Annotated in this window: 29 protein-coding genes and 14 pseudogenes; 17 read left to right on the forward strand and 26 right to left on the reverse strand. The window is 72.5% G+C overall.

Annotation, left to right across the window (positions count from 1 at the left end; translation table 11 throughout):
- Positions 1–238: 238 nt before the first annotated feature.
- From G5V59_RS36145 to G5V59_RS08230, 6 genes and pseudogenes are all read right to left on the reverse strand, one after another.
- Positions 239–379, reverse strand: a pseudogene (locus G5V59_RS36145) (hypothetical protein); the annotation flags it as partial.
- The gene (locus tag G5V59_RS08210) at positions 324–527 is read right to left on the reverse strand and encodes a hypothetical protein (protein ID WP_278256134.1); all 204 of its coding nucleotides are present in this window, start codon (positions 525–527) and stop codon (positions 324–326) included. The gene G5V59_RS08210 and the pseudogene G5V59_RS36145, both read right to left, overlap by 56 nt.
- Complete coding sequence (locus tag G5V59_RS08215) at positions 527–1,180, reverse strand: ABC transporter ATP-binding protein (protein ID WP_278259719.1); 654 nt, start codon at positions 1,178–1,180, stop codon at positions 527–529. The genes G5V59_RS08210 and G5V59_RS08215 overlap by 1 nt, the downstream gene beginning before the upstream one ends.
- A complete protein-coding gene (locus G5V59_RS08220; protein ID WP_278256135.1) occupies positions 1,072–1,473 on the reverse strand; it encodes an ABC transporter transmembrane domain-containing protein in 402 nt (133 codons plus the stop codon). Before G5V59_RS08220 ends, G5V59_RS08215 begins: the two co-directional genes overlap by 109 nt.
- Positions 1,470–1,796: a hypothetical protein gene (locus G5V59_RS08225; RefSeq protein ID WP_278256136.1), complete on the reverse strand. Its 327-nt coding sequence runs from the start codon at positions 1,794–1,796 to the stop codon at positions 1,470–1,472. The genes G5V59_RS08220 and G5V59_RS08225 overlap by 4 nt, the downstream gene beginning before the upstream one ends.
- Positions 1,793–3,001: an ABC transporter ATP-binding protein gene (locus G5V59_RS08230; RefSeq protein ID WP_278256137.1), complete on the reverse strand. Its 1,209-nt coding sequence runs from the start codon at positions 2,999–3,001 to the stop codon at positions 1,793–1,795. The genes G5V59_RS08225 and G5V59_RS08230 overlap by 4 nt, the downstream gene beginning before the upstream one ends.
- A gap of 98 nt (positions 3,002–3,099) precedes the next feature.
- On the opposite strand from G5V59_RS08230, the gene G5V59_RS08235 reads away from it, so the two are divergent.
- From G5V59_RS08235 to G5V59_RS08285, 11 genes and pseudogenes are all read left to right on the forward strand, one after another.
- Entirely contained in the window at positions 3,100–3,567 is a 468-nt protein-coding gene (locus tag G5V59_RS08235; protein ID WP_278256138.1) for a hypothetical protein, read from the forward strand.
- 157 nt (positions 3,568–3,724) lie between these two features.
- On the forward strand, positions 3,725–4,141 hold the full coding sequence (locus G5V59_RS08240; protein ID WP_278256139.1) for an MmcQ/YjbR family DNA-binding protein: 417 nt from the start codon (positions 3,725–3,727) through the stop codon (positions 4,139–4,141).
- Between the two features lie 239 nt (positions 4,142–4,380).
- Positions 4,381–5,889, forward strand: coding sequence for an ABC transporter permease (locus G5V59_RS08245; RefSeq protein ID WP_278256140.1), 1,509 nt, complete (start codon positions 4,381–4,383; stop codon positions 5,887–5,889).
- Entirely contained in the window at positions 5,886–6,071 is a 186-nt protein-coding gene (locus G5V59_RS08250) for a hypothetical protein (protein WP_278256141.1), read from the forward strand. Before G5V59_RS08245 ends, G5V59_RS08250 begins: the two co-directional genes overlap by 4 nt.
- A pseudogene (locus G5V59_RS08255) lies at positions 6,068–6,343 on the forward strand (ATP-binding cassette domain-containing protein); the annotation flags it as partial. The gene G5V59_RS08250 and the pseudogene G5V59_RS08255, both read left to right, overlap by 4 nt.
- A 146-nt stretch (positions 6,344–6,489) precedes the next feature.
- A pseudogene (locus G5V59_RS08260) lies at positions 6,490–6,558 on the forward strand (hypothetical protein); the annotation flags it as partial.
- A 205-nt stretch (positions 6,559–6,763) separates the two neighbouring features.
- Positions 6,764–7,453: pseudogene (locus G5V59_RS08265) on the forward strand (oligopeptide/dipeptide ABC transporter ATP-binding protein); the annotation flags it as partial.
- Positions 7,454–7,469: 16 nt separating this feature from the next.
- A pseudogene (locus G5V59_RS08270) lies at positions 7,470–7,601 on the forward strand (peptide ABC transporter ATP-binding protein); the annotation flags it as partial.
- A gap of 36 nt (positions 7,602–7,637) precedes the next feature.
- Positions 7,638–8,177 (forward strand): ABC transporter ATP-binding protein, encoded by a 540-nt coding sequence (locus tag G5V59_RS08275; RefSeq protein WP_278259720.1) that lies wholly within the window; start codon positions 7,638–7,640, stop codon positions 8,175–8,177.
- Positions 8,178–8,219: 42 nt separating this feature from the next.
- Entirely contained in the window at positions 8,220–8,882 is a 663-nt protein-coding gene (locus tag G5V59_RS08280; RefSeq protein WP_278256142.1) for a hypothetical protein, read from the forward strand.
- 53 nt (positions 8,883–8,935) lie between these two features.
- Positions 8,936–9,727 carry an ABC transporter substrate-binding protein gene (locus G5V59_RS08285; RefSeq protein WP_278256143.1) on the forward strand — a complete coding sequence of 264 codons (792 nt, stop codon included), beginning with the start codon at positions 8,936–8,938 and terminating at the stop codon, positions 9,725–9,727.
- Here G5V59_RS08285 and G5V59_RS08290 read toward each other — a convergent pair.
- The 10 genes and pseudogenes from G5V59_RS08290 to G5V59_RS08340 form a co-directional block, all read right to left on the reverse strand.
- Positions 9,649–10,296, reverse strand: coding sequence for a hypothetical protein (locus G5V59_RS08290; RefSeq protein WP_278256144.1), 648 nt, complete (start codon positions 10,294–10,296; stop codon positions 9,649–9,651). The genes G5V59_RS08285 and G5V59_RS08290 overlap by 79 nt on opposite strands.
- A gap of 17 nt (positions 10,297–10,313) precedes the next feature.
- Positions 10,314–11,091 (reverse strand): annotated as a pseudogene (gene hisF / locus G5V59_RS08295) (imidazole glycerol phosphate synthase subunit HisF).
- Positions 11,088–11,827: pseudogene (gene priA / locus G5V59_RS08300) on the reverse strand (bifunctional 1-(5-phosphoribosyl)-5-((5-phosphoribosylamino)methylideneamino)imidazole-4-carboxamide isomerase/phosphoribosylanthranilate isomerase PriA). The pseudogenes hisF and priA overlap by 4 nt, the downstream one beginning before the upstream one ends.
- Positions 11,824–12,484 (reverse strand): annotated as a pseudogene (gene hisH / locus G5V59_RS08305) (imidazole glycerol phosphate synthase subunit HisH). The pseudogenes priA and hisH overlap by 4 nt, the downstream one beginning before the upstream one ends.
- Positions 12,485–12,490: 6 nt before the next feature.
- A pseudogene (hisB, locus tag G5V59_RS08310) lies at positions 12,491–13,091 on the reverse strand (imidazoleglycerol-phosphate dehydratase HisB); the annotation flags it as partial.
- A pseudogene (locus tag G5V59_RS36150) lies at positions 13,088–14,207 on the reverse strand (histidinol-phosphate transaminase). The pseudogenes hisB and G5V59_RS36150, both read right to left, overlap by 4 nt.
- Positions 14,204–14,653: a histidinol dehydrogenase gene (locus tag G5V59_RS08325; RefSeq protein ID WP_278259723.1), complete on the reverse strand. Its 450-nt coding sequence runs from the start codon at positions 14,651–14,653 to the stop codon at positions 14,204–14,206. Before G5V59_RS08325 ends, G5V59_RS36150 begins: the two are co-directional and overlap by 4 nt.
- Before the next feature lie 55 nt (positions 14,654–14,708).
- Positions 14,709–15,512 (reverse strand): annotated as a pseudogene (gene hisD, locus G5V59_RS08330) (histidinol dehydrogenase); the annotation flags it as partial.
- A 10-nt stretch (positions 15,513–15,522) separates the two neighbouring features.
- Complete coding sequence (locus tag G5V59_RS08335; protein ID WP_278256145.1) at positions 15,523–15,648, reverse strand: hypothetical protein; 126 nt, start codon at positions 15,646–15,648, stop codon at positions 15,523–15,525.
- The gene (locus tag G5V59_RS08340) at positions 15,626–15,916 is read right to left on the reverse strand and encodes a hypothetical protein (protein ID WP_278256146.1); all 291 of its coding nucleotides are present in this window, start codon (positions 15,914–15,916) and stop codon (positions 15,626–15,628) included. The genes G5V59_RS08335 and G5V59_RS08340 overlap by 23 nt, the downstream gene beginning before the upstream one ends.
- 310 nt (positions 15,917–16,226) lie before the next feature.
- Here G5V59_RS08340 and G5V59_RS08345 point away from each other — a divergent pair, with 310 nt between their 5' ends.
- From G5V59_RS08345 to G5V59_RS08355, 3 genes and pseudogenes are all read left to right on the forward strand, one after another.
- Complete coding sequence (locus G5V59_RS08345; protein WP_278256147.1) at positions 16,227–16,724, forward strand: SRPBCC family protein; 498 nt, start codon at positions 16,227–16,229, stop codon at positions 16,722–16,724.
- A 61-nt stretch (positions 16,725–16,785) separates the two neighbouring features.
- Positions 16,786–16,899 (forward strand): annotated as a pseudogene (locus tag G5V59_RS08350) (peptidase S16); the annotation flags it as partial.
- 155 nt (positions 16,900–17,054) lie between these two features.
- Positions 17,055–17,345, forward strand: coding sequence for a hypothetical protein (locus G5V59_RS08355; RefSeq protein WP_278256148.1), 291 nt, complete (start codon positions 17,055–17,057; stop codon positions 17,343–17,345).
- Positions 17,346–17,394: 49 nt separating this feature from the next.
- Here the strand turns inward: G5V59_RS08355 and G5V59_RS08360 are convergent, their stop codons facing one another.
- Genes G5V59_RS08360 through G5V59_RS08380 form a run of 5 tightly spaced genes read right to left on the reverse strand, consistent with a single transcriptional unit; the run spans position 17,395 to position 19,588 of the window.
- Positions 17,395–17,856 (reverse strand): VOC family protein, encoded by a 462-nt coding sequence (locus G5V59_RS08360; protein WP_278256149.1) that lies wholly within the window; start codon positions 17,854–17,856, stop codon positions 17,395–17,397.
- Positions 17,853–18,428: a serine hydrolase gene (locus G5V59_RS08365; RefSeq protein WP_341350884.1), complete on the reverse strand. Its 576-nt coding sequence runs from the start codon at positions 18,426–18,428 to the stop codon at positions 17,853–17,855. Before G5V59_RS08365 ends, G5V59_RS08360 begins: the two co-directional genes overlap by 4 nt.
- Positions 18,323–18,973: a serine hydrolase gene (locus tag G5V59_RS08370; protein ID WP_278256151.1), complete on the reverse strand. Its 651-nt coding sequence runs from the start codon at positions 18,971–18,973 to the stop codon at positions 18,323–18,325. Before G5V59_RS08370 ends, G5V59_RS08365 begins: the two co-directional genes overlap by 106 nt.
- Positions 18,936–19,103 (reverse strand): hypothetical protein, encoded by a 168-nt coding sequence (locus G5V59_RS08375; protein ID WP_278256152.1) that lies wholly within the window; start codon positions 19,101–19,103, stop codon positions 18,936–18,938. The genes G5V59_RS08370 and G5V59_RS08375 overlap by 38 nt, the downstream gene beginning before the upstream one ends.
- Positions 19,100–19,588 carry a serine hydrolase gene (locus tag G5V59_RS08380; protein WP_278256153.1) on the reverse strand — a complete coding sequence of 163 codons (489 nt, stop codon included), beginning with the start codon at positions 19,586–19,588 and terminating at the stop codon, positions 19,100–19,102. The genes G5V59_RS08375 and G5V59_RS08380 overlap by 4 nt, the downstream gene beginning before the upstream one ends.
- Before the next feature lie 69 nt (positions 19,589–19,657).
- Here G5V59_RS08380 and G5V59_RS08385 point away from each other — a divergent pair, with 69 nt between their 5' ends.
- On the forward strand, positions 19,658–21,424 hold the full coding sequence (locus G5V59_RS08385; RefSeq protein ID WP_278256154.1) for a serine hydrolase: 1,767 nt from the start codon (positions 19,658–19,660) through the stop codon (positions 21,422–21,424).
- A gap of 15 nt (positions 21,425–21,439) precedes the next feature.
- Positions 21,440–21,930, forward strand: a pseudogene (gene ybaK / locus G5V59_RS08390) (Cys-tRNA(Pro) deacylase).
- On the opposite strand, the gene G5V59_RS08395 reads toward ybaK, so the two are convergent.
- Positions 21,872–22,498: a hypothetical protein gene (locus tag G5V59_RS08395; RefSeq protein ID WP_278256155.1), complete on the reverse strand. Its 627-nt coding sequence runs from the start codon at positions 22,496–22,498 to the stop codon at positions 21,872–21,874. The pseudogene ybaK and the gene G5V59_RS08395 sit on opposite strands and share 59 nt — an antisense overlap.
- A gap of 22 nt (positions 22,499–22,520) precedes the next feature.
- Between G5V59_RS08395 and G5V59_RS08400 the strand changes: the two genes are divergently transcribed.
- Complete coding sequence (locus tag G5V59_RS08400; protein WP_278256156.1) at positions 22,521–22,646, forward strand: hypothetical protein; 126 nt, start codon at positions 22,521–22,523, stop codon at positions 22,644–22,646.
- 14 nt (positions 22,647–22,660) lie between these two features.
- On the opposite strand, the gene G5V59_RS08405 is transcribed toward G5V59_RS08400, so the two are convergent.
- The 4 genes and pseudogenes from G5V59_RS08405 to G5V59_RS08420 form a co-directional block, all read right to left on the reverse strand.
- The gene (locus tag G5V59_RS08405) at positions 22,661–23,806 is read right to left on the reverse strand and encodes a hypothetical protein (protein WP_278256157.1); all 1,146 of its coding nucleotides are present in this window, start codon (positions 23,804–23,806) and stop codon (positions 22,661–22,663) included.
- 7 nt (positions 23,807–23,813) lie between these two features.
- Positions 23,814–24,065 (reverse strand): annotated as a pseudogene (locus G5V59_RS08410) (hypothetical protein); the annotation flags it as partial.
- A 35-nt stretch (positions 24,066–24,100) separates the two neighbouring features.
- Positions 24,101–25,156, reverse strand: coding sequence for a hypothetical protein (locus tag G5V59_RS08415; protein ID WP_278256158.1), 1,056 nt, complete (start codon positions 25,154–25,156; stop codon positions 24,101–24,103).
- 255 nt (positions 25,157–25,411) lie between these two features.
- The gene (locus G5V59_RS08420) at positions 25,412–26,017 is read right to left on the reverse strand and encodes a PHP domain-containing protein (protein ID WP_278256159.1); all 606 of its coding nucleotides are present in this window, start codon (positions 26,015–26,017) and stop codon (positions 25,412–25,414) included.
- Positions 26,018–26,051: the final 34 nt, after the last annotated feature.

The following is a 26,051-nucleotide window of genomic DNA, read 5'->3' on the forward strand; positions in this document are numbered from 1 at the left end:
CTGGGCGACCAGCTCGTCGTGCGGCCCGTGCTGCACGATCCGGCCCCGGTCGACCACCACGACGACGTCCGCGGCCTCGGCGGTGGAGAGCCGGTGGGCGATGGTGACCGACGTGCGGCCGGACATCAGGCGCTCCAGGGCTCGTGCGATCCGGGTCTCCAGGCTCCGGGTCGACCGCGCTGGTCGCCTCGTCGAGCACGAGCAGGTCGGGGTCGGCGAGCTGGGCGCGCAGCAGCGCGACGGCCTGGCGCTCCCCCGCCGAGAGCGCCTCGCCGCGCTGGCCGACCCGGGTCTCGACCCCGTCGGGAAGCCCGGCCAGCCAGTCACCGAGGCCGATGGCATCGGCGGCCTGCTCGATCTCGGCGGTGGTGGCGCCCAGGCTGGCCGTAGCGGGCGTTGGCGGCGAGGGTGTCGTCGAAGAGGAAGCCCTCCTGCGGCACCAGCACCACGCTGCTGCGCAGCGCCGTCTCGCTGATCTCTCGCAGGTCCACGCCGTCGAGCAGGACCCGGCCCCGGCCGGGGTCCATCAGCCGGGTGAGCAAGCTTTGGCGATGGTCGACTTGCCGGACCCGGTCTCCCCGACGACCGCGACCCGCTGCCCCGCCGGGACGACCAGGTCGACGTCGGAGAGCACCTCCGCACCTCCGGGATAGGCGAAGCCGACACCCTCGAAGCGGACGTCGATGGCGCCCTTCGGCAGGGTGCGGCCGTCCGGGCCGGGGTCGACCAGGTCGGCGGGGGTGTCCAGGATGCCGATCACGCGGCGCCAGCCGGCGATCGCGTTCTGGGCGTCGGTGAGGATCTGGGTGCCCATCTGCACCGGCCCGACGAAGAGGGTGACGAGGAAGGCGAAGGCCAGCACCTCGCCGGCCGTGATCCCGCCGCCCCAGGCGAAGCCCTGGCCCAGCCAGATGCCCACGATCAGCACGCCGGCGTTGGCGAAGCCCGCCGAGATGCCGCCCAGGCTGAACGAGAACGCCGTGAACCCCTGCGCGCGCGTGCTCGCCGCCTTGTGCGTCTCGATCGCGGTGTCGATCCGGGCCTGGGTGCGCTCCTCGACGGCGTACGACTTCACGACCGCGGCACCGACCACCGGCTCGGAGACGGCGGAGAGCAGCACGCCGACCTGGCGTCGTACGACGCCGTAGGCCGCGGCCGACTTGCGCTGGAAGAAGCGCAGGCTGAGGAAGAGCGGGGCGAAGCAGACCCACACGACGATCGCGAGACTGCCAGCCTGTAGAACACCATCACCACGGTGGCGATGAGCATCTGCCCGATGCTCACCACGAACAGCAGCCCGCCGAACACCAGGAACTGGCTGACCTGGTCCACGTCGCTGGTCACGCGCGAGACGAGGGCGCCGCGACGCTCGGTGTTCTGGGTGAGCAGGGGCAGGTCGTGCACGTGGCGGAAGGCCTTGACCCGCAGCGTCGCCAGGCCGCGCTCGGCGGTCGAGAACAGCCGCGCCGTCATGGCGTACGACGCCCAGCCTGGTCACCACGATCGCGGCGGCCGCGGCCAAGGCCAGCCAGGTCGTGTAGGTCAGGTCCGGGCCGTCGGGCCCGCGCAGCCCCTTGTCGACGGTCTGCTGCACGGCGATCGGGACCACCACCTGGCCGACCGAGGCGAGCACGGCCAGCGCCAGCGTCCAGCCGATCCCCTCGACCAGGCTCGGGCGAGTGCCGCACGCCGCGGCGGATGGTCTCCCAGGCGCCGATCTCCTCACCGGAGCTCAGCGCGGTGCTCGTGGCCGTGCTCGGGGCCGTGCTCATGGTGGTGCTCGTGGTGGTGCTCATGCGGGCACCTCGTCGCTCTCGTAGGCGTTGACCAGCCGGGCGTAGTCGGCGTTGCGCGCGACCAGGTCGCGGTGGGGACCGCGGTCGGCGATCGCCCCGTCCACCAGGAAGAGCACCTCGTCGGCCAGCCCGATCGTCGCCTTGCGGTAGGCCACCACGACCAGGGTGGTGTCCTCCTCGCCGAGCGCGCCGAGGATCCGGGCCTCCACCTCGGGGTCCACCGCGGAGGTGGCGTCGTCGAGGACGAGCAGCCGCGGGCGTCGTACCAGTGCGCGGGCGAGGGACAGCCGCTGTCGCTGGCCGCCCGAGAGCGTGGTGCCGCGCTCCCCCAGCCGGCTGTCGAGGCCCTCGGGCAGGGCGGCGACGAAGCCGTCGGCCTGGGCGGTGCGCAGCGCGGCCCACACCGCCTCGTCCGGTACGTCGAGGCCGAGCGTCACGTTGCCGCGCACCGTGTCGTCGAAGAGAAAGGCGGTCTGCGGGACGACGGCCAGGGACTCCGCGAGCGCCCCGCGGTCCAGGTCGCGCAGGTCCCTGCCGTCGACCCGGATCGCGCCCTCGTCGACGTCGACGAGCCGCGCGAGCAGGGTGGTGAGCGTGCTCTTGCCGGACGCGGTCGCGCCGACCAGGGCCACGGTGCGGCCGGGCTCGACGTCGAAGGAGAGCTCGCGCAGCAGCGGTCGCTCCGGGGTGTAGCCGAAGGCGGCGCGGTCCACCTCGAGGCGGGCGCCGCCGGTGTGCGCGGGGAGGCGCTGGTCGCCGTACTCCATCGCCCCGGTGGCCCGCAGCACCGCCGCCACCCGGCGGTAGCCCACGACGCTGCGCGGGAAGTCGCCGAGCAGCCAGCCGATGGAGCGGATCGGGAAGGAGACCACGGTCAGCAGGTAGGTCACCGTGACCACGTCACCGGCGACGGTCGCCCCCGAGGTGACCCGGTGGACGCCGAGCACGAGCACCACCAGCACCGCCAGGTTGGGCAGCGCGGCGAGCGTGGGGTCGAACGCCGCCCGGATCCGGCCGACCTTGATGTTGGCCTCCCGCAGGTCGGCCGCCTTCGCCCGGAAGCGCGCGGTCTCCTCCGGCTCACGGCCCAGGGTCTTGACGACGAGCGCGCCGTCGAAGGATTCGTGGGCGATCTCGGAGAGGCTCCGCGCGCAGCTGCTGCGCGCGGGTCGCCCAGCCCTGCGCGAGGCGCTGGTAGACGACATTGGTGCCGATCACGACGGGGAACACCAGCAGCCCGACGGCCGCGAGCGCGAGGTCGGTCAGCAGCATCTGGACCACGGCGATCACCATCATCGCGATCGTGCCGACCGCCATCGGCAGCGGCGCGATCGGGCCCCACGCCGCCTCGACGTCGGAGTTGGCGTTCGACAGCAGACTCGCCCGTGGGGTGCCGCTGGTGCCACTCCATCGGCAGGCGGAGGTACTGGCGGGTGACCGCGCGGCGGCTGTGCGCCTGCATCCGGTACTGCATGACGCCGGCGCCCAGGCGGCGCGCCACGATGCCGACCGCGCGCAGGATCGCCACGCCGGTGAACAGCCCGAGCACCGCCCAGAGCAGGCCCGCGCCGATCTCCCCGTCGCGGAACGCCGGCAGCACGACGTGGTCGGTCGACCAGCCCAGCACCCACGCGTCCGCCACGGTCAGGGCACCGAAGAGCACACTGCCCACCGTCGAGAGGGTGAAGATCAGCGGCTCGCGCTTGATGGCCACCCACAGGACGCCGAAACCCGCCGACGTCGTACCGGTGCTGCCAGACGCTGCCAATAGACTCTTCCCTGCTCTCACCTTGCACGACCTGGGCCCAACCGGGGCCGCGGCGAGCCTATTCCGACCCGGGGACAACGACCTCGCCGACGGCGCGTGCACGCGCCTCGCCGATCCGCGCGCCGGTGGATGCGCCGGTGGATATCGTCGCCGTGTGGACGTGAACGCCCTGCTGGAGCACTGCCTCGCCAAGCCCGGGGCCTGGCCGGACAACCCCTGGGACCACGAGTACCCGGTGGTGAAGGTCGGCGAGGGCGAGCGCGCCAAGATCTTCGCGTTCCTCGGTGCCGAGCACGTCGGCGTCAAGGCCGGCGCGACCCGCGAGGTCGCCGACGAGTGGCTGCACCGCTACCCCGACGACGCGAGCGTGATGCCCTACATCGGCCGCTCGGGCTGGAACAACCTCGCGCTGGCCGGAGCGATCCCGGACGACGAGCTCCTCGAGGCGGTCGACGCGTCGTACCGGGCGGTGGTGGGGAAGGCTGCCGAAGGTGCACCGCCCGCCGGGCTGGGAGGGCTGAGGGGGCCCGTCAGCGGCGGCCGCACGGTCGACTGGCGCGGTGGCGCGCGGGCATGATTGACTGTGAAAAGTCGAGTGAGTCAGTCAACTAGATAGAGGAATTGCCTTGATCCGCTACGTCGCCAGGAAGGCATTCGGCTGGCTGGCGATGATCGTCGTCGCCACGAACGCGACGTTCTTCCTCGCCAGGCTGGTTCCTGGACCCGCGATCCAACTACCGGGACAAGCGGCCGCGGCCGTCCGAGGAGCAGGTCGCCAGCGCGCTGCACCCGTTCGGGCTCGACCCCGGCTGGTCGGTGTTCCACCAGTGGTGGTTCTGGCTCCGCAACGTCGTGCTGCACTTCGACTGGGGCACCTCCCCGGTGGGCGTGCGCGTCAACGACGAGCTCGGCTACCGCGTCCTGGCCTCGGGCGAGCTGGTCCTCGTCGGCACCGTGGTGTCGATGCTGCTCGGGATCGCGCTGGGGGTGCACACCGCAAGCCGCCAGTACGGCGCCGCCGATCGCCTCACGCAGGGCATCTCGGTCGTGCTCTACAACATCCCGAGCGCGGTGAGCGCCCTCGGGCTGGTCGGGATCGCCGTCTGGCTCAACAACCTCGTCGGCCACACCGTGCTCCATGTCGCCGGCGCGAGCACCGTCGGCGTCACCGGTTGGTGGCCGAGCGTCGTCGACCGGGTCGACCACCTCGTCCTGCCGACCCTGAACCTGGTGGTGGTGGGCTACGCCAGCTGGCACCTCACCCAGCGCTCGCTCCTCCTCGACACCCTCAACGCCGACTTCGTCCGGACCGCCAGGGCGACCGGGCTCACCCGCGCCCAGGCGATCCGGCGCCACGCGTTGCGCGCATCGCTGATCCCGACCGCCACGTCGGTCGCGTTCACGATCCCGGCCGTGTTCACCGGCGCGATCATCACCGAGACGGTGTTCGGCTGGCAGGGCATGGGGTCCTACTTCACCTCGACGATCGCGCAGAACGACGTCCACGGCGTTGTCGCGGTGGCTGCGTTCGGGGCGTTGATGACCGCCGTCGGCGCCATCCTCGCCGACCTCGCCACGGTGCTGCTCGACCCGAGGGTCCGGGTGAGCCTGAGCGATGGACCTCACGAACCCCGGCGCACTCGTCGACGTGCGCCTCGGCCGCCGCCGGCTCTACGCGCGCCGGTTCGCGCGCAACCGGGCCGCGCTCGCGGGCGTCGGCATCCTCGGCCTCCTCGTGCTGTACGCCGCCCTCGGACACCTGATGACGCCGTGGGCGTGGGACGAGCAGGACTTCCTCGCCCTGACCCAGCCGCCGAGCAGCCAGCACTGGCTCGGGACGACGCAAGGAGGCAACGACGTGTTCGCGCAGGCCGCCCACGGACTGGGCCGCTCGCTGATCATCGCGGTGAGCGTGTCGGTGCTGACCCTGCTGATCGCGACGGTCGTCGGCGCCGGTGCGGCGTACCTGGGTGGACGTACCGAGCGGTGGGCGTTGACCCTCGTCCACTTCCTGCTGGTCGTGCCGTCGTTCCTGATCCTGGCGCTGGTCTCGAACCGTGTGGGCGGCGACTGGCGCGTGCTGATCGGCGTGCTGACCCTGTTCGGCTGGATGTTCACGGCCCGCGTCGTGTGGTCGGTCTCGACCTCGCTGCGCGAACGGGACTACGTGCGGATGGCGGAGTTCATGGGGGTGGCGCCGTGGCGGATCGTGCTGCGCCACGTCGTACCCCACCTCGGGGCGCTGCTCATCGTCAACCTCGGGCTCGGCGTCGTCGGCACCGTGCTGAGCGAGACGTCGCTGAGACTTCCTCGGCTTCGGGGTGAAGACCCCGGACGTGTCGTTGGGGTCGATGCTCGCCGACGGCTCGGACAGCGTGACGTCGGCACCCTGGCTCTTCGTCGTCCCCTCGGTCCTGCTGGTCCTGCTCACCGTGTCGGTCACCCTCATCGGTGACGGGCTGCGCGATGCCCTCGACCCCACGTCCTCGGCGGGAGGCCGACGATGAGCGCACCCCTCCTCACCGTGCGGGACCTCACGGTCGGCTTCGCCTCCGAGCACGGCCCGGTCGCCGCCGTGCGCGGCGTCGACCTCGACCTGCACCGCGGTCGCACCCTGGCGCTGGTCGGCGAGTCGGGCTCGGGCAAGTCCGCGACGGCCACGGCGATCATGGGCCTGCTCCCGCCGGGCGCCCGGACATCCGGCGAGGTCCGGTTGGACGGCGAGCCCCTGCTGGGCCTCGACGAGCGAGGCATGGCACGCATCCGCGGTGCGCGGATCGGCATGGTGTTCCAGGACCCGCTCTCCGCGCTGACCCCCATCCTCAACATTGGCCGTCAGGCTGGCCGACGCGGTGCGGGTGCACACGCCGGTCTCCCGGAAGGCCGCGTGGGAGCGAGCCGTCGAGTCTGCTCGACCTCGTCGGGATCCCGGACCCTCGATCTCGCGCCCGCGACTTCCCGCACCAGTTCTCGGGCGGGATGCGCCAGCGCGTCGTGATCGCGCTGGCCATCGCCAACGACCCCGACGTGATCATCGCCGACGAGCCGACCACGGCACTCGACGTGACCGTGCAGGCGCAGATCCTCGAGGTGCTCGAGGTCGCCAAGGCCGAGACCGGCGCCGGGGTCCTCCTGATCACCCACGACCTGGGGATCGTCGCCGGCCACGCCGACGACGTCGCCGTCATGTACGCCGGCCGTGTCGTCGAGCGCGCGGGCGTCGAGGACCTCTTCGCCGCTCCGGCCGCGCCGTACACGCTCGGCCTGCTCGGGTCCGTCCCTGACCCCGAGCGCCCGGCGCGCGCGGAGCCTGGCGCCGATCCACGGCGATCCGCCGTCCTCGCTGGTCGCCCCGACCGGCTGCCCGTTCGCGCCTCGCTGCCCGCTGCAGACCCCCTCCTGCCTCGAGACCGAGCCGGCGCTCGCACCCGTCGGGCCCGGGCACGAAGCGGCGTGCCTGCACACCGGCGAGGTGCTCGGCCGCTCACCGGGCGAGGTGTTCACGGCCGAGGCCACGACGCCGCCCGAGCGCCGTACCGGGGCCGAGGTCGTGCTGAGCGTCGAGGGTCTTCGGCGTACCTTCCCGATCACGCGCGGGAGCCTGACGCGGCGCCGGGTCGGCACCCTCGCAGCGGTCAGCGACGTGGGCTTCACCGTCCACGCGGGCGAGACGTTCTGCCTCGTGGGCGAGTCGGGCTCCGGCAAGAGCACCACCCTCTTGGAGATCCTGGGCCTCGAGCGGCCGGAGGCGGGCACCATCACCATCCTCGGCAACGGGGCCGGGACCGTGGCCACGCGCCAGGAGCGACGGCGCCTCCGGCAGTCGGTGCAGATCGTGATGCAGGATCCCGCCGGCGCACTCGACCCGCGGCTGCCCGCGTTCGACCTCCTCGCGGAGCCCCTGCGTGCGACCGGGCACGACGCCGCGACCACGCGGCGTCGGGTCGCGGAGGTGCTCGAGCCTGGTCGGGCTCTCGCCCGACTCGCTCGACCGGTTCCCGTCCGCCTTCTCGGGCGGTCAGCGCCAGCGGCTGGCCATCGCTCGTGCCCTGACGACCCGGCCCCGCCTGCTGGTGCTCGACGAGCCGGTCTCGGCCCTCGACGTCTCGGTGCAGGCGGACATCCTCAACCTGCTGGCGCGACTGCGCGACGAGCTCGGGCTGGCCCTGCTGGTCGTCGCCCACGACCTCGCAGTCGTGCGCCACATCGCCGACTCGGTCGCGGTGATGTACCTCGGTCACATCGTCGAGAGCGGCTCGGCCGACGAGATCTTCACCCGCCCACGGCATCCCTACACCCAGGCCCTGCTGTCGGCGGTGCCGATCCCCGATCCGGCCCGGGAGCGGTCACGGCGGCGGATCGTGCTCACCGGCGAGCCGCCGAGTGCCGCACGACTCCCGCCGGGCTGCGTGTTCGCCGACCGGTGCCCGTTGCGACCGACCCTGCCCGCGCCGGTCCAGGACCGGTGCCGCCTCCAGCGCCCGGCCCTCGCCGAGACCGGGGCGGGCAGCCACGCCGCGTGCCACGCCACCGAGGACGCCTCCCCTGCCGGAGCGTCCGCGGCGCAGCCCGATCCGGCACCGACCGGTGTCGTCCACCCAGGAAGGAAATGAACACGAATGCGCACCGCTCTCAGGAACCAGCGAGGCGGGCTGGTGGCCCTCACGGCCGCCGCCCTCACCCTCGGTCTGGTTGGTTGCACCGCTGACAAGTCCGGGGACCAGGACACCTCGTCCGGCGTCACGGCCGCCTCGGCCGCCGTCGACTACAACCCGCAGCCCTACGACAAGGTCAAGGACGGGGGCACGCTGCGCGTGCCAGGCTCGGTCTTCGAGCAGGGCAACCCGTTCCAGGCCGACGCGAACCTCAGCGCGCAGCGGTTCTGGTTCTGGTACAACGCCGACACCATCACCTACTCGCCCACCGGCGAGGTGCAGTACAACCCCGACTACTTCAGCAAGGTGAAGGTCACCACGGCCGGCGGCAACCAGACGGTGACGATCGACATCAACCCGAAGGCGGCTTTCAACGACGGCACGCCGATCGACTGGCGCGCCGTCGAGGCGACCTGGAAGGCGAACAACGGCTCCGACAAGGCCTACGTCGGCACCGATCCCCTCTCCTACGCCCAGATCACGTCCGTGCACGCCGGCACGAGCGACCGGCAGGCGGTGATCGGCTCAAGGGCGCGAACCCCGCTTGGTCGGCCCTGTTCACCACGCTGCTCCACCCCAAGGCCGCCGCCGACGCGAGCACGTTCAACACGGCGTACCTCAAGAAGGTGCAGCCGCAGTGGGGCGCCGGTCCCTACGTGGTGAAGAGCCTACAACCAGCAGACGGGTGACGCCGTGTTCGAGCGGAACCCGAAGTGGTGGGGGCGCCGCGGCAAAGCTCGACAAGCGGGTCTACGTCGGGCTCGGCGACGACTCGCAGGCGACCATCAACGCCTTCCGCAACCACGAGACTCGACTACGTCAGCGCCAGTGACGCCGAGGGGCTCAAGCAGATCTCCGGGGTCTCCGGCACCGAGGTCCGCAAGTCCGGCAGTCCCTTCGAGTACTACTTCTACGTCAACGCGAAGTCCCCGCTGCTCTCGGACATCGACGTCCGCAAGGCGGTGCTGGAGACCGTCGACCGCAAGCAGATCGCCGCGATCAACCTGCAGGGCCTGGACTACAAGGAGCCGCTGCCGGGCTCGTCGGTGGTCTTCTCCTTCCAGAAGGGCTACGAGGACAACGTCTCGAAGGTGATCCCGCACGACCCGGCCGACGCGGAGAACCTGCTCGACGGCGCCGGATGGAAGCCTGGCGACGACGGCATCCGGGAGAAGGACGGCGAGCCGCTGGACCTGACCTACACGCTGATCGGCGACGACCCGCTCGAGAAGGCCACCGCCAACGCCCTGGCCGCCCAGCCTGAAGACCGTCGGCATCAAGCTCACGATCAAGACCGTCGCCGACAGCGAGTTCGACGCGGTCATCAGCGGGCGCAAGTACGACATCTTCCTCGCCGGCAACCGGCTCACCGACCCGTTCTCGGCGCACTACATGTTCCCGACCTACGGCTCGACGAGCGACGAGAACATCACCGGCACCGGCACGCCGGAGCTCGACAAGGAGATCGCCGCACTCGCGAACATCCCCGACCTGGCCGAGCAGGCTGAAGCAGACCAATGTCGTCGAGCGCAAGGCGCTGGCGCTCTACGGCTCGCTCCCACTGTTCAGTGGCCCCTCGATCTACGGCGTGTCCCGCGGCCTCGCCAACATCGGCGGCACGCTGTTCGCGACACCGCTCCCCGAGACGGTCGGCTGGCAGAAGTAGCCCGCGCGCGAGCGACACGGCGTCCCCCACCGGCTCGGTGCGGGACGCCGTGTCGTCGTGGCTCAGGCTCTCGGCGACCGGAGCCACGATCCGCACGCTCATGTGGAACGTCGAGGTCGCGCCCTCGATGATCACCAGGAACCCGTCAGGGCCGTCGCGGAAGACCTCGCGGCTCTTCGGCGACCAGGGGTCGGGCGGGTCGTACTCGAAGGCCGCACGGCGGGCTGCCAGCAGGGCGTTCGAGCGGTCGGCGTGGAGGGTGCGGCCGATCTGCACGATGGTGGCGGGCTTGGCCTGGCCCTGGTTGGAGTACTCCACGAGGACGCGCCACGGGCCGGCGCTGCCGAGCGGGTCCTCACCGGGCACGGCTGCGGGAGCGGCGCCGGCCGGGTCGTACGGCTGGTAGGTCATGGCCGCCTCCTACCCGCTCAGCGGACGGGCACGCCCGCGCCGGCGAGGGTCTGCTTGACGTCGGCGATGCGCAGCGTGCCGAAGTGGAAGACGGTGGCGGCGAGCACGGCGTCCGCGCCGGCCGCGACGGCGGGCGGGAAGTGCTCGACGGCGCCGGCGCCCCCGGAGGCGATGACCGGGATGGAGACCTCGGCACGCACGGCGCGGATCAGGCTCCAGGTCGAAGCCGTCGGTGGTGCCGTCGGCGTCCATGGCGTTCAGCAGGATCTCCCCCGCGCCGGTACTCGGCGGCCTTGACCGCCCACTCGACGGCGTCGATGCCGGCGGACTGACGCCCGCCGTGGGTGGTGACCTCGAAGCCCGATCCGGTCGCCGGCCCGTGCGGGCCGACACGGCGCGCGTCGACGGACAGCACGAGCACCTGGTTGCCGAAGCGCTGGGCGATCTCGGCGACCAGCTCGGGCCGGCGGATCGCGGCCGTGTTCACGGCGACCTTGTCGGCACCGGCGCGCAGCAGGCGATCGACGTCCTCGACGGAGGAGACGCCGCCGCCGACGGTGAGCGGGATGAAGACCTGCTCGGCGGTGGCGGAGACGATCTCCATCGTCGTTGCCCGGCCCTCGTGGGAGGCGGAGATGTCGAGGAAGGTCAGGCTCGTCGGCGCCCTCCGCGTCGTACAGGCTTGGCGAGCTCGACGGGGTCCCCGGCGTCGCGCAGGTCCTGGAAGTTGACCCCCTTGACGACGCGGCCGCCGTCGACGTCCAGGCAGGGGATCACCCGGACGGCGAGGGTCATACGAGCCCGCCCTTGGTCAGCGCGAGCGCGTCCTCGAGGGTGAACTGGCCGGTGTAGAGCGCGGTTCCGGCGATCGCGCCCTCGACGCCGATCGGCACCAGGTCCATCAGCGCCCGGATGTCGTCGAGGGTGGTGACGCCACCGGAGGCGACGACCGGGCGCGACGTGGCGGCGCAGACGTCCTGGAGGAGCCTGCAGGTTGGGGCCCTGCAGCATGCCGTCCTTGTTGACGTCGGTGACGACGTAGCGGGCACAGCCCTCGGCGTCGAGCCGGGCCAGCGTCTCGTAGAGGTCGCCGCCCTCCTGGGTCCAGCCGCGGGCGGCCAGCGTGCGGCCGCGGACGTCGAGGCCCACCGCCACCCGGTCGCCGTACGTCGCGATGGCCTTCGCGCACCACTCGGGCTGCTCCAGCGCGGCGGTCCCGATGTTGACCCGCCGGCAGCCAGTCGCCATCGCGGCCTCCAGCGAGTCGTCGTCGCGGATGCCGCCGCTCATCTCGACCTGGATGTCGAGCCGGCCGACGATCTCGGCCTGCAGGGCACGGTTCTCGCCGTGCCCGAAGGCGGCGTCGAGGTCCACCAGGTGCAGCCACTCCGCACCGGCCTCCTGCCAGCGCAGGGCGGCCTCGATCGGGTCGCCGAAACGCTTCTCCGAGCCGTCGACGCCCTGCACCAGCCTGGACGGCCTGGCCGCCCTTGATGTCCACGGCGGGCAGCAGACCCAGATAGGCAGTCACAGTGAAGTCACCCAGTTCCTCAGCAGTTGGGCGCCCGCGTCCCCCGACTTCTCCGGGTGGAACTGCGTGGCGCAGAGTGGTCCGTTCTCGACGGCGGCGACGAAGCGGTCGCCCGCCCCCTCCACCGATCCCGTCTCCGCCCAGGTCACCAGCGGCTGGTGGCTGTCGGGCGTGCGGTCGTTGGTGACCAGCGTCCAGTCGCGCACGCCGTAGGAGTGCACGAAGTAGAAGCGCTCGTCCTCGAGGCCCGCGAAGAGCCGGGTGCCGGGCGGCGTCTCGACGGTGTTCCAGCCCATGTGCGGCACGATCGGCGCCTGCAGCCGCTCGACGACACCGGGCCACTCGCCGCAGCCCTCGGTCTCGACGCCGTGCTCGATTCCCTTGTCGAAGAGGACCTGCATGCCCACGCAGATGCCGAGCACCGGCCGGCCGCCGGAGAGCCGGCGCGCGATGATCCGCTCGCCGCGGATCGCCCGCAGGCCGCGCATGCACGCCTCGTAGGCCCCGACCCCGGGCACCACCAGGCCGTCGGCCTCCATCGCCGCGTCCAGGCTCGCTCGTCAACCTCACCGAGGCACCGGCGCGCTCGACCGCGCGGACGGCGGAGCGCAGGTTGCCGGAACCGTAGTCGAGGACGACGACGGAAGGACCCGTCACAGAGCACCCTTGGTGGAGGGGGATCCCGGTCTCGCGCGGGTCGAGCGCGACCGCGTCGCGGAAGGCCCGGGCGAAGGCCTTGAACTGGGTCTCCACGATGTGGTGCGGCTCGCGGCCCGCGAGCACCCGCACGTGCAGGGCGAAGTGCCCGTGGAAGGCGATCGACTCGAAGACGTGCTGGGTCAGCGAGCCGAGGTACGACACCCCGGAGCCGCCGAGTCTGGACGTACTGCTGTCCCTCGGGCTCGCCGGTGTGCACGCAGTAGGGCCGGCCGGAGACGTCCACGACGGCGTGCACGAGCGCCTCGTCCAGCGGGACGGTCGCGTCGCCGAAGCGGCGGATGCCCTTCTTGTCCCCCAGCGCCTCGCGCAGCGCCCGGCCGAGCGCGATCGCGGTGTCCTCGGTCGTGTGGTGGGCGTCGATGTGCACGTCGCCCTCGGTCTGGACGGTGAGGTCGACCAGGGAGTGTCGCGCGAAGGCGGTGAGCATGTGGTCGTAGAAGCCCACACCCGTGGAGATGTCGTGACGGCCGGTGCCGTCGATGTCCACCTCGACGAGCACCTTCGACTCGCTCGTCTGCCGCTCGATGCGTGCGGTGCGGCTCATGCGCGCTCTCCGTTCACTTCAGTGCTGACCTCTCGCAGTGCGGCCCGGAAGGCCGCCATCTCGTCCGGGGTGCCGACCGAGACCCGCAGCCAGCCGTCCGGCCCGGTCTCCCGGATCAGGACTCCCCGGTCGAGGAGACCCTGCCAGACAGCATGACGGTCGGCGAATCGCCCGAACAACACGAAATTGGCGTCCGAGTCGGCCACGTCGTACCCCTCGGCGCGCAGCCACGCGACCAGCCCGTCCCGCTCGGCGCGCAGGCTCGTCGACCCGGCCGAGCAGGCTCGGGCGCGTGCTTGAGCGCCGCCAGCGCGACGGCCTGGGTGAGGGCCGAGAGGTGGTACGGCAGCCGGACCACCCGGATCGCGTCGCAGATCTCTGGCGCCGCAGCGAGGTAGCCCAGCCGCAGCCCGGCGCCCGCGAAGGCCTTGCTCATGGTGCGCGTCACCACGAGGTTGCGGTACGTCGGCAAGAGATCCAGCGCGCTCGGCACCCCCGTGCGCCGGAACTCGCCGTAGGCCTCGTCGACGACGACCAGCCCGTCCCCCGCCGCCTCGCAGAGTACGCCGATCGCGTCGTGCGGCAGCGCGGTGCCGGTCGGGTTGTTGGGGCTGGGCAGCAGGACGACGCCCGGCTGCTCGGTCTTGACCAGGTCGTGCGCGGCGTCGAGGTCGATCGAGAAGTCCTCGGCGCGGTGCCCGGCGACCCATCGGGTGTGGGTGTCACGGGCGTACTCCGGGTACATCGAGTACGTCGGCGCGAAGGCTCAGCGCCGTGCGGCCCGGCCCGCCGAAGGCCTGCAGCAGGCTGCAGCATGACCTCGTTGGAGCCGTTGGCGGCCCACACCTGCTCAGGCGTGATGCCGGCCTCGGTGTCGCGGGAGAGGTACCAGGCCAGTGCCTGGCGCAGCGCCACGAACTCCCGGTCCGGGTAGCGGTTCAGGGTCGCGGCCGCCTCCCCCGCGGCCGCCGCGATGTCGGCGACGCACGCGGCCGACGGGCCGTAGGGGTTCTCGTTGACGTTGAGTCTGGACGGGGACCTGGTCGACAGGCAGGCTGCGGCGCGCCGTACGGCTCGATGCCCTGGAGGCTCCTCGCGCAGCGGCGGCCAGGTCATCGGGCCACCCGCACGGTGACCGCGGCACCGTGGCCGGGCAGGTCCTCGGCCTCGGCAAGGGTCACCACGTGACCCGCGACCTCGCGCAGCGCGGCCTCGGAGTAGTCCACGACGTGCACCGACTTGGTGAACGCGCGCACCGACAGCCCCGAGGAGTGGCACGCGCAACCGGCGGTCGGCAGCACGTGGTTGGACCCGGCGCAGTAGTCGCCGAGGCTGACCGGGGCGTGCGGGCCGACGAAGATCGCGCCGGCGTTGCGCACCCGCGCGGCCCAGGCCGCGGCGTCCTCGGTGTGGATCTCCAGGTGCTCGGCGGCGTAGGCGTTGACGACGTCGAGGCCCTGCTCGAGGTCGCGCACCAGCACGATGGCGGACTGCTGCCCGGCGAGGGAGGTGGTGATCCGCTCGCTGTGCTTGGTCGCGGCGACCTGGGTCTCCAGGCTCACCCTCGACCGCGGCGGCCAGCCGCTCGGACGTGGTCACCAGCACCGAGGCGGCCAGCGGGTCGTGCTCGGCCTGGCTGATCAGGTCCGCGGCGACGTACGACGCCTCGCCGGTGTCGTCGGCGAGGATCGCGATCTCGGTCGGGCCGGCCTCGGAGTCGATGCCGATCTGGCCCTTGAGGATCCGCTTGGCGGTGACCACCCAGATGTTGCCGGGGCCGGTCACCAGGTCCACCCGCCTGCAGGGGCCGGTGCCGTAGGCGAACATCGCGATCGCCTGGGCGCCGCCCACGGCGTAGACCTCCTCGACGCCGAGCAGCGCGCACGCGGCCAGGATCGTGGGGTGCACCGAACCGCCGAACTCCTTCTGCGGCGGGCTGGCCAGCGCGATCGACTCCACGCCGGCGACCTGCGCGGGCACGACGTTCATCAGCACGCTGGAGACCAGCGGCGCCAGGCCGCCGGGGACGTAGAGGCCGACCCGGCCGACCGGCATCTTGCGGTGGGTCACCCGCGCGCCGGGGGCGAGACTCGGTGACCGCGTCGGTCTCCAGGCTCGTTGGCGCAGGTCGCCCGCAGCCGGCGGATCGACTCCTCCAGCCCGGCACGGATGCCGGGGTCCAGGCTCGTCGAGCGCGGTCCGCAGCGCCGCCGGGGAGATGCGGATGTCGTCGACCCGGACGCCGTCGAACTTCTCGCCGAAGTCCACGATCGCGTCCAGCCCGCGGGTGCGGACCTCCTCGCAGATCGCATGCACCGCCGGGACCGCCGCCTCGATGTCGAAGTCGGCACGGGGCACGGCTGCGCGGTAGTCGACGTCGGGGCCGGCGTCACGCAGGTCGATGCGGCGGATGAGGGACATGTCCCCGATTCTACGGGCGCGGGGCACTCCGCCCGGTGCCGGTGACGCCTGCCGGGACGACCGCGGCAGCGAGCCGGTGGGCGACCTCGAGGGCCGTGTCGTCGCCGTAGAACTCACGACGGGTGTTGCCGGCCACCAGGTAGGCGTCGATCCGGAACGCCGCCTCGGCCGGGTCGGCGGCGCCCGCGGTCGCCAGGCTCGCGCTCCAGCAGGTCCAGCCACTCGCGCTTGAGCGCGCGCACGGCGTCGGCGACCCGGCCGGTGCGATGGCCGTACTCCGCCGAGGTGCTCGCCACGAAGCAGCCGCCCGGGAAGACCTCGGCACGCAGGTACGCCACCCACTGCGCCAGCAGGGCGTGCAGCCGGGGCGCGCCCGCGGCCGCCGGCCAGGCGGGGGCGATCACGTGCTCGACGTACAGGTCGCGGGCCTCGGTGACGGCGGCGAGCAGGATCTCCTCGCGGTTGCCGAAGACGGTGAGCAGGCCGCTCTTGCTGGCGCCGGTCGCCTCGGCGAGGCCACCGACTGTGATCGCCTCGAGGCCACCGACCGTCGCCAGGCTCGGCCGCGGCGCGTGCCGCGCGCTGCCGGGTCCGGTCGCCCCGCCGGCGTCGTCCGTCGCTCATGAGCCGAAGATACCCGACCGACCGGTCGCAAAGTCTGCTAGGCTGCCCAATCTACGACCGATCGGTCGCATTGATCTCGAAGGGACGCGTGTGGACCTCCACGAGCACGTCACGATCGCCGCCTCCCCCGCCGCCGTGTGGGCGCTGGTCGGCGATCTCACCCGGATGGCCGCCTGGAGCCCCCAGGTCGACTCCACCCGCCTCGCCGAGCCCGGTACGACGGGCCCGGGCACCCGCTTCACCAACCGCAACGTGCACGGCGAGACTCGCCTGGATCACCCACGGCGAGGTCGTCGACCACGAGCCCGAGCGGCGCCTGGCCTTCCGGATCGAGGAGAACTGGTCGGTCTGGTCCTTCGCCCTCGAGCCGGCCGAGGACGGCGGCACCGTCCTGCACCAGCGCCGGGCCACCCCGGAGGGAATCTCCCCGCTGTCACTGGGGCTGACGGAGGGCTACCTCGGCGGCCAGGAGCAGTTCACGGCGAGCCTGCGCGCGGGGATGCGCACGACGCTGGCCGGGATCAAGGCGAGCGCGGAGGGCGCGCCGGGCTGATCGCGGCGTCCGCGACCGGGCGGGGACTAGGTTGAACCCGTGACGGACGAGCTCCCGATGTTCCCGCTCAACGCGGTGCTCTACCCGGGGGTCAGCATGCCGCTGCACGTCTTCGAGGACCGCTACCGCGCCCTGGTCCACCACCTGCTCCGGATCCCCGACCCGGCCGAGCGGGTGTTCGGCTCGGTCGCGATCCGCGAGGGATACGAGGTGGGCGACCACGGAGCACAGTCGCTCTTCCGGGTCGGCGTGCGGCTGCAGGCTCACCGACGTCGAGGCCCACCCCGACGGCACCTTCGACGTGGTGGCCGTGGGCCGCGACCGGATCCAGGCTCGACCGGCTCCGCACGACCGACACCTTCCCGATGGGCGAGGTGCAGGCGTTGCCGGAGCCGCCCGTCGACGTACCGGTCGAGTCGGTGGAGCGCGCCCGGAGCACCTTCGCGGCGTACCGCGAGGTGGTGCGGCAGATCGCCGGCGACCCGCTGGAGGGCGAGCCGCCGAAGGACCCGTCGTTCCTGTCCTGGACCCTCGCGGCCTGCTCGCCGCTCCCTCTCGGCGAGCGTCAGCAGGCTGCTGGAGGCCACCGACACCGCCGAGCGGCTGGTGCTGGTCACCGACCTGCTCCGCGCGGAGCCTGCGGGCGATCAACGTGATCACCTCGCTGCCCGCGACCGAGGTCGCGCGCACCCGCTGGTCGCCGAACTAGGGCCGCTCGTCGTCGGTGGCGAAGCCGTCGCGCGCGCTGCGCTCCTCGAGCGTCTCGAGCTCCTGGAAGAAGGTCACCTGCCATCCGGCCGGACCCTGCACCCGCCCGTTGAGGGAGCGGAAGGGCGTCTCGACGGCCGGCGCGATCAGCGGCCGCCCGTCCGCGGTCGAGGCGTCGAGCGCCGCCTGGGTGTCGTCGACCTCGATCGCGATCCGCAGCGTCGGACCGGCCGTGGGCGGCGCACCCTCGACCTCGTCGATCGCCCGGGCGTGCGCGGGGCTGGCGATCTCCAGGGTCGCCAGGCCCGCGTGCAGGATGGCGACCCGGTCGTCGCCGGTCGTGGCGAAGGCGGCCTGCTCGGGCATGCCGAGGACGTCTCGGAAGTAGCGCACGGCGTCGTCGAAGTCGTCGGCCTCGATGATCAGCCGGAGTCGGCGGGGCGGGGTGGGCTCACTCATGTCCCCCATCGTGGCGCGCTCACCCCAACACCTGCGCGCACACCCGGCCCACGTCGGCCAGCGCGGCATCGAGCGGGGCATCGGTGCCGCGCAGGCCGTGGGTCAGGCAGGCTGATCACGACCGGGGCGCCGTCCGGGGTGCGGGCGAGGCCCACGTCGTTGCGCGCGCCGAAGTCGCCGGAGCCGGTCTTCTCCGCGATCGTCCAGCCCGGCAGCAGCCCCGCTCGCAGTGCGGCCGCGCCGGTCGTGCTGGCCGTCATCCACGCGTGCAGGCGCCGGCGGTCCGAGGGAGCCAGCGCGCGTCCGAGCAGGAGGGCGGCGTAGTTCCTGCCCTGGGCGCGCGGCGTCGTGGTGTCCCGGGTGGCGCCCGGCACCCACTGGTTGAGGTCGGGCTCCCAGCGGGTCAGCGCGGTGACGGGGTCGCCGAGGTCGCGGGCCAGCCGGGTGATCGCGGCCGGCCCGCCGATCAGCCCGAGCAGCCAGTTCCCGGCGGCGTTGTCGCTCTCGGCCACCGCCGCCTCGCACACCTCCGCGACCCGGGGCCGGTGGCCCGCGTCCTGCCAGGCCTGCATCCGCACGGCGTAGCCCGCGCCCTCCACCAGCGACGGCGGCCAGGCTCGCCCGGCGCCGCAGCACCTGGGCGTCCGGCGTGACCAGCCGTCCGTCGAGCACGGCCGCCGCGGCCAGGACCTTGAACGTCGAGCACATCACGAACCGCTCGTCGGGACGGTGGCTGGTTCTCCCGGCCGGTGTGCAGGTTGCGGGCGTACAGCCCGATCCGGCGTGCGTGCCGCTCCTCCAGGGCGGCGATCCGTACGCTCATCGCAGCGCCTCCAGGGCCACCGTGAACGCCTCGGCGACAGGGGCGTCGAGCCGGTCGGCGTCCGGATCGTCGGCACGGGTCAGGCGAACTCACCAGGACCGGTACGCCGCCGGGCGACCACGCGATCCCCACGTCGTTGCGCGTCGCCCAGTCCCCCGAGCCGGTCTTGTCGGCGATCGTCCAGCCCGCCGGAAGCACCGTGCGGAACGGCGAGCCGGTCCGGGTCTCGCGCAACCAGCCGAGCAGCCGCGCGCGCTCACGGCCGGCCAGCGTCCGGCCCTGCAGCAGCGCCACGAGGCTGGTGCCGAGCGCGCGCGGGGTGCTGGTGTCGGTTCTCCTGCCCGGGCGCGTAGCCGCTCAGGTCCGGCTCCCAGCGGTCCACCCGGCTGGTCCGGTCGCCGAGGTCGCGGAACAGCCCGGTCACGACCTCCGGGCCGCCGAGTTCGCTGGAGCACGAGGTTGGCGGCGCCGTTGTCGCTGTCGCGCAGGGCCGCCTCGCACACCTCCGCGAAGGTCGGGTCGTGGCCCTCGGCCAGCCAGCGCCGGGTCGCCGGCGCCCACAGACTCGCCCCGGACCAGCGAGGGCGGGTAGGAGGCCCGGCGGTCGAGCACGTGCCGGTCGGGGGCGACCAGGCGGCCATCGAGCAGGGCGCCGACCGCGAAGGTCTTGAAGGTCGAGCAGAGCGCGAACCGCTCGTCGGCGCGGTGCGCGAGCACCCGGCCGGTGCGCAGGTTGCGGGCGTAGAGCCCGACCCGGCGGTGGTGGCGGGCCTCGACGGCACGCACGGCGTCGATGGCGCCGACGGCGTCGGCGGTGGCGGCCGCGGGACGGGCGAGGACGACGGTGCCGGTGAGCACCGCCGCACCGCCCAGCGCCGAGCGGCGAGTGATCCGAGAGTGGGGAGTCATGACGCGACGATGACCCCTGCCGGTCCTGCCGGACCAAGACAGACGCGCCCCGATTCATGCCGGATCTGTATGTTTCCCGCATGGATCTCGTGGCGTCCTTGCGCACGTTCAGCGCGGTCGCTCACGAGCGCAGGCTTCACCCGCGGCGCGGAGGCGTGCGGCCAGCCGCAGCCGGTCGCGAGCCGCCGGGTGGCAGCGCTGGAGCGGCACCTCGGGGTGAGCCTGCTGCGGCGCTCCTCGCGCAAGGTGGACCTGACCGCCGAGGGCGAGCGGCTGCTGCCGCTGGCCGACGACGTGCTGGCCGGGGTGGAGCGGATCGAGCGGGCCTTCGGGGACGCCGGCGGCCTCGTGGTCGCCGTACCGGAGGGAGTGGCGGCGGCCTCCCGGGCCGCCGTACGGCGCGGGCTGCCCGGCCTCCGCGTGGGCTTCGCCGTCGCCGACCCGCCCGCCCGCGAGACCGCGCTGCGCACCGGAGCCGCCGCGCTGGCGCTGCTCCCCGCCGCGCCCGACGCCGCCGACGTGCTCGTCCCGCTCGGCATCGCGCACGTCGACTCCCGGCCGCCGCGCACCTTCCACCTCGACGGGCTGCGCCGGCCGGTGCGCCAGCGCGAGCCTTCCGGCGCGGGCGGTGCACCTGCTCGCCGAGGACGACGTACCGGCCGTCCGGGACCCGCTGCGCACCGCCGCCTTCGCCGCCGGCCTGCGCGCGGACCAGGTCGTCGTCGGCACGCCGGGCACGGAGGCCTGGACCCGCGTGCACGAGTGGGACGACGTGGTGCTCGCCAGTGCGGCCGAGGCCGGCCGCGAGGGAGTCGCCTGGTCGCCGCTGGCCGCTCCCCTGGTCCGCGGCTACCGGCTGGAGGGCGCCGGCGTGGACCCGGACCAGCAGCGCGCGCTGGTCCGGCGCCTGGCCGAGGGACTCGGCGGGACGGCGGCCCGCGATGCGTCCTGAGCACGCGGCGCAGGTCGCCGACATCCAGCGCGAGTGGGCCGCGGTCGGGCTCACCGGCTCGCTGCTGGCCCGCCACCTCGGGACCGGGCAGGAGCTCGGCTTCGGCGCCGACGAGCCTGTGGCCGCTTGCCTCGGTCGTGAAGCCTGCCGGTCGCCCTCGTCGTCCTCGACGCCTTCGCCCGCGGCGAGCTCGATCCGGCCGAGCCCTTCGAGTCTGGACCCGCAGGTCACCACCAGCGGCCCGACCGGCGTCGCCGCCTTCCGCCACCCGAGCCGGGTCGCCGCCGAGGACCTGCTGCAGGCTGGCGCTCGCGGTCAGCGACAACGCCGCGACCGACCTGCTCCTGGACCGGCTCGGCCGCGACGAGGTGGCCGCCCGGATCGTCGCGCTCGGCTTCCCGGAGATCGTGCTGCGCCACCCGATGCGGGCGATCTACGGCACCTCGGGAACCGTCACCGCGGCCGGGCTCGCGCTCACCGGCGGGGGCCGTACGCCGGGCGGCGGGCACGTCATCGACGAGCTCGACCCGGCCCGGGCCAATGTCGGCACCGCCCGGTCCCTGGTCACCCTGCTCGACCGGGTCTGGACCGACGGCGTCGGCGCGCCCGGCGTCGCGCAGCGGCTGCGCGAGATGCTCGGCCACCAGGCTCGTCCGGCACCGCCTCGCCGTCGAGCTCGTGAGCGACCAGGTGCGGGTGCGGTCCAAGACCGGTACCTTCCTGGACCTGCGCCACGAGGCCGGCGTGGTCGAGCCTGGGCACCGGCGAGCGGGTCGCGGTCGCCGTGCTCACCCGCTCCGCGGTGCCGGCCGCGGTGCAGATGGAGGCGGAGCCTGGCGATCGGGCACGCTGCACGGGTCGCGGTCGAGGCCCTGCGCGGCTGAGCGGGACGGGGAGTCATGGCGAAGAGGAAGCAGCCCGGAGGAACGCCGGCCACGACCGCGCTCACGGCGGCGGGGGTCGCGTTCACGGTGCACGAGTACGACCACGACCCGCGGGCGGCGTCGTACGGCACCGAGGCGGCCGAGGTGCTGGGCATCGACCCCGACCGGGTGCTCAAGACGCTCTTCGCCGAGGTCGACGGTGCCCTGGTCGTGGGCGTGGTCCCGGTGGCCGGCCAGCCTGGACCTCAAGGCGCTGGCGCGTGCCGTGGACGGGCGCAAGGCGGCGATGGCGGACCCGCGGGCCGCCGAGCGCGCCACCGGCTACGTCGTCGGCGGCATCTCGCCGCTCGGGCAGCGCAGGGCGCACCCGACCGTCGTGGACGCGTCCGCGCTGGACCACCCGACGGTCTACGTCTCCGCCGGGCGGCGCGGGATGGAGGTCGAGTCTCAGCCCTGCTGGCCTGGTGCGGCTGACGGCTGCGCGGGTCGCGACGATCCGGAGGTGAGCGAGAGCATCACGACCAGGAAGCCCAGCAGCGCACCCACCGGCCACACCAGGTACGGCGTGAACCCGGCCACCTCCAGGTGACCCGGGAAGGCCTTGCCGATCGTCGCGACGCTCGCCTGGGCCTGCGGGTCGCCCGGGCTCTGGCTGATGCCGACCAGGGTCATCGCCACCGCGGCGACGACACTGGCGACCACCACCGCCGCGATCCCGACCAGGGCGGTGTCGCGGCACAGCCAGCCCGCCACCAGGCCGAGCAGCAGCGCGAGCCCGAAGCCGATCACGACGTACGTCGCCGTCCCGCTGAAGTCCCGGGTGATGCCCGGGTCGAACGGGTCGGGGTACCACTTCGGGCCGGCCGAGGTCTTGTAGATCTTGCCGTCGGGCGCCGGACCCCACCAGGTCCACCACGCGAAGCCGCCGACGGCGCCGAGGACGGCACCCAGGACGGCGCCGACCGCCACCGGCACGGTCGCGACCCGCGCCACTGCTGCGGGACTCATCCGGCCAGGCACCCCGGTCCGAGGAGCCTGCTTGAGGTCGGCGAAGAGAGCAGGGCTGGGAGTCACCCGGAGATTGTCCCCCAGGCGCATGAGCCGGGTCGCGTCGCGGCTCAGCAGCCTGCAGCCGGACCTCGGTCAGGCCGGGGTGGGTGATCAGCACGTCACGCAGGCTGCTGGACCACCGGACCGGTGCAGCGGGTCGAGGGCAGGCTGATCACGACCGGGCCGTCACTGCCCTTGTCCAGGTCCGGGACGGTGACCTCCTGCCCGCGCAGCCTGCGAGGCCTCCCGCTCGGTGTCGAGCCTGGCCACGCACCCGGATGATCGCGTCCTCGACGAGGTACGGCGCCGCGAGCCGGTAGGCTGCTCGGGAACAGCAGCACGTCGATCGAGCCCTCGAGGTCCTCCAGCGTGACGGTGGCCCAGGGGTCGCCGTTCTTGGTGATCTTGCGCTGGATGGAGGTGACCAGGCCGGCCACGGTGACCGTGGAGTTGTGCGGGCGGCTCTCGTCGGTGACGAGCCTGGCCGATCGTGCAGTCGGTGCCGTTGGACAGCACGTGCTCCAGGCCGAGCAGCGGGTGGTCGGAGACGTAGAGGCCGAGCATCTCCCGCTCGTGGCCGAGCAGGGTCATCTTGTCCCACTCGTCGATGTCCGGGATCGCCACGCTCACCCCGAAGCCGCCGTCGCCCTCGTCGTCGTCGAGACCGGCGAAGAGCGAGTCCTGGCCGATGGCCTCGTTGCGCTTGATGTCGACGTACTGGTCGACGGCGGTCTCGTGGATCGCCACCAGCGCACGGCGCTTGTGCTTCATGTCGTCGAAGGCGCCGGCCTTGATGAGGGAGTCGATGACCCGCTTGTTGCAGACCGTGGCGGGCACCTTGGACAAGAAGTCGTTGAAGTCGGCGAACCGGTCGTCCTCGCGGCGCGACGCGACGATCCCGTCGACCACGTTGGAGCCGACGTTGCGCACCGCGGTGAGGCCGAAGCGGATGTCGCGGCCGACCGCGGTGAAGTTGTGCGCGGACTCGTTGACGTCGGGCGGGAGCACCTGGATCTTCATCCGGCGGCACTCGTTGAGGTAGATCGCCATCTTGTCCTTGTCGTCCTTGACGGACGTCAGGAGAGCGGCCATGTACTCGGTCGGGTAGTTCGCCTTGAGGTAGGCCGTCCAGTACGTGATGACGCCGTAGGCGGCCGAGTGCGACTTGTTGAAGGCGTAGTCGGAGAACGGGAGGAGGATCTCCCACAGCGTGTCGATGGCCTTCTGCGGGTAGCCCCGCTCCAGCATCCCCGCCTGGAAGCCGGCGTACTGCTTGTCCAGGCTCCTCCTTCTTCTTCTTGCCCATCGCACGGCGCAGGTTGTCGGCGGCACCCAGGGTGAAGCCGGCCAGCACCTGGGCGATCGCCATCACCTGCTCCTGGTAGACGATGAGACCGTAGGTCTCACCCAGGACCGGCTCCAGCGCCTCGGCGAGCGCCGGGTGGATCGGCTCGATCGGCTCCCGGCCGTTCTTGCGGCGGGCGTACTTGTTGTGCGAGTCCGCACCCATCGGGCCGGGGCGGTAGAGCGCGGAGACCGCGGTGATGTCGGCGAACTGGTCGGGCTGCATCGAGCGCAGCAGCGCACGCATGCCGCCGCCATCGAGCCTGGAAGACGCCGAGGGTGTCACCGCGGCCCATCAGCTCGTACGTCGCCCGGTCGTCGAACGGGAGGCTCCTCGAGCACCACGTCCTCGTCCTTGTTGGCCTTGATGTTGACCAGGGCGTCCTCGAGGATGCGCAGGTTGGACAGGCCCAGGAAGTCCATCTTGACCAGCCCGAGCGACTCGCACATCGGGTAGTCGAACTGGGTGATCACCGCGCCGTCCTGCGGGCGGGCCATGATCGGGACGATGTCGATGAGCGGCTCGCTCGACATGATCACGCCGGCCGCGTGCACGCCCCAGTTGCGGATCTGGCCCTCGAGGCCCAGCGCCGTCTGGTAGATCGTGCGGACCTCGGCGTCCTGCTCGTAGAGCGAGCGGAACTCGCCGCCGTCGTTGTAGCGCTTGTGCTCGGTGTTGAAGATGTCCTTGAGCGGGACGCCCTTGCCCATCACGTCGGGCGGCAGCGCCTTGGTGATCTTGTCGCCGATCGCGAAGCCGTGGTCGAGCACCCGCGCGGCGTCCTTGATCGCGGCCTTGGCCTTGAGCCGGCCGAAGGTGGCGATCTGGGCGACCCGCTCGGCGCCGTACTTCTCGCTGACGTACTGGATGACCTCGCCGCGGCGGGCGTCGTCGAAGTCGATGTCGAAGTCGGGCATCGAGGGGCGCTCGGGGTTGAGGAAGCGCTCGAAGAACAGGCCGTGCTCCAGCGGGCACAGGTCGGTGATGCTCAACGCGTACGCCGCGATCGAGCCCGCACCCGAGCCACGGCCCGGACCGACCCGGATGCCGTTGCGCTTGGACCACTGGATGAAGTCGGCGACCACGAGGTAGTAGCCGCAGTAGCCCTTCTGCGAGATGATCGCGAGCTCCATCTCGACCCGGTCCTTGACCTCCTGGTCCAGCCGCTCGCCGGGGTAGCGCGCCTCGATGCCGCGCCAGACCTCCTTGCGGAACCAGGACTCCTCGGTCTCCCCCGCCGGCACGTCGGCGCGGGCCATGTAGCCGCCGGTGGACTCGGTGAACTCGACCGCGCAGCGCTCGGCGATCGCGACGGTGTTGTCGCACGCCTCCGGCATGCCGAACCGCTCGCCCCACAGACTCGCGCATCTCGGCCGCGGACTTGATGTAGTAGCCGCCGCCGTCGAACTTGAGCCGGTTGGTGTCGGAGAGCCGCTTGCCGGAGGCGACGCAGATCAGGGCGTCGTGGGCGTCGGCGTCCTCGGGGTTGTTGTAGTGCGAGTCGTTGGTGGCGATCGGCGGGATGTTCATCTCCCGGCCGAGGCGGAGCAGGTCGTCGCGGACCCGCTTCTCGATGCTGATGCCGTGGTCCATCAGGCTCGAGGAAGACGTTGTCCTTGCCGAAGATGTCCTGCAGGCTCGGCCGCCTCGCGCACGGCCTCGTCCCACTGGCCCAGCCGCAGCCGGGTCTGGATCGCGCCGGAGGGGCAGCCGGTGGAGACGATGAGGCCCTTGCTGTGCTCGGCCAGGATCTCCTTGTCCATCCGCGGCTTGAAGTAGTAGCCCTCGAGGCTGGAGCGCGAGGAGAGCCGGAAGAGGTTGTGCATCCCCTCGGTGCTCTCCGCCCACATCGTCATGTGGGTGTAGGCACCACCGCCGGCGACGTCGTTGCCGCCCTCCTCAGCCGCGTCCGGACCGTTGCTCTGGCCCCAGCGGACCCGGCGGCGCTCGCCGCGCGGCGTGCCGGGGGTGATGTAGGCCTCGATGCCGATGATCGGCTTGACGCCGTACTTCTTGGCCTTGGAGTAGAAGTCGTAGGCACCGTGCAGGTTGCCGTGGTCGGTCATCGCGATCGACGTCATGCCGAGGTCGTTGACACGCGTGAAGAGCCCGTCGAGCAGCGACGCACCGTCGAGCATCGAGTACTCGGTGTGGACGTGCAGGTGGACGAAGTCCGCTTCCCCGGAACCGGCTGCCATCAGGTGGGGTGACTCCTCATCACGTGGTGGGTGG

The organism is Nocardioides convexus (assembly GCF_011090295.1).

What these genes read in the sequence shown, in the direction of transcription:
- G5V59_RS08210 (WP_278256134.1), bottom strand. Translation starts at nt 527, where the DNA reads ATGGACCCCGGCCGGGGCCGGGTCCTGCTCGACGGCGTGGACCTGCGA.
- G5V59_RS08220 (WP_278256135.1), bottom strand. Translation starts at nt 1,473, where the DNA reads ATGACGGCGCGGCTGTTCTCGACCGCCGAGCGCGGCCTGGCGACGCTG.
- G5V59_RS08225 (WP_278256136.1), bottom strand. Translation starts at nt 1,796, where the DNA reads ATGAGCACCACCACGAGCACCACCATGAGCACGGCCCCGAGCACGGCC.
- G5V59_RS08230 (WP_278256137.1), bottom strand. Translation starts at nt 3,001, where the DNA reads ATGTCGTCTACCAGCGCCTCGCGCAGGGCTGGGCGACCCGCGCGCAGC.
- G5V59_RS08290 (WP_278256144.1), bottom strand. Translation starts at nt 10,296, where the DNA reads ATGACCTACCAGCCGTACGACCCGGCCGGCGCCGCTCCCGCAGCCGTG.
- G5V59_RS08355 (WP_278256148.1), top strand. Translation starts at nt 17,055, where the DNA reads ATGGGCGAGGTGCAGGCGTTGCCGGAGCCGCCCGTCGACGTACCGGTC.
- G5V59_RS08360 (WP_278256149.1), bottom strand. Translation starts at nt 17,856, where the DNA reads ATGAGTGAGCCCACCCCGCCCCGCCGACTCCGGCTGATCATCGAGGCC.
- G5V59_RS08365 (WP_341350884.1), bottom strand. Translation starts at nt 18,428, where the DNA reads ATGCAGGCCTGGCAGGACGCGGGCCACCGGCCCCGGGTCGCGGAGGTG.
- G5V59_RS08380 (WP_278256153.1), bottom strand. Translation starts at nt 19,588, where the DNA reads ATGACTCCCCACTCTCGGATCACTCGCCGCTCGGCGCTGGGCGGTGCG.
- G5V59_RS08385 (WP_278256154.1), top strand. Translation starts at nt 19,658, where the DNA reads ATGTTTCCCGCATGGATCTCGTGGCGTCCTTGCGCACGTTCAGCGCGG.
- G5V59_RS08400 (WP_278256156.1), top strand. Translation starts at nt 22,521, where the DNA reads ATGAGCCGGGTCGCGTCGCGGCTCAGCAGCCTGCAGCCGGACCTCGGT.
- G5V59_RS08415 (WP_278256158.1), bottom strand. Translation starts at nt 25,156, where the DNA reads ATGCCGGAGGCGTGCGACAACACCGTCGCGATCGCCGAGCGCTGCGCG.
- G5V59_RS08420 (WP_278256159.1), bottom strand. Translation starts at nt 26,017, where the DNA reads ATGGCAGCCGGTTCCGGGGAAGCGGACTTCGTCCACCTGCACGTCCAC.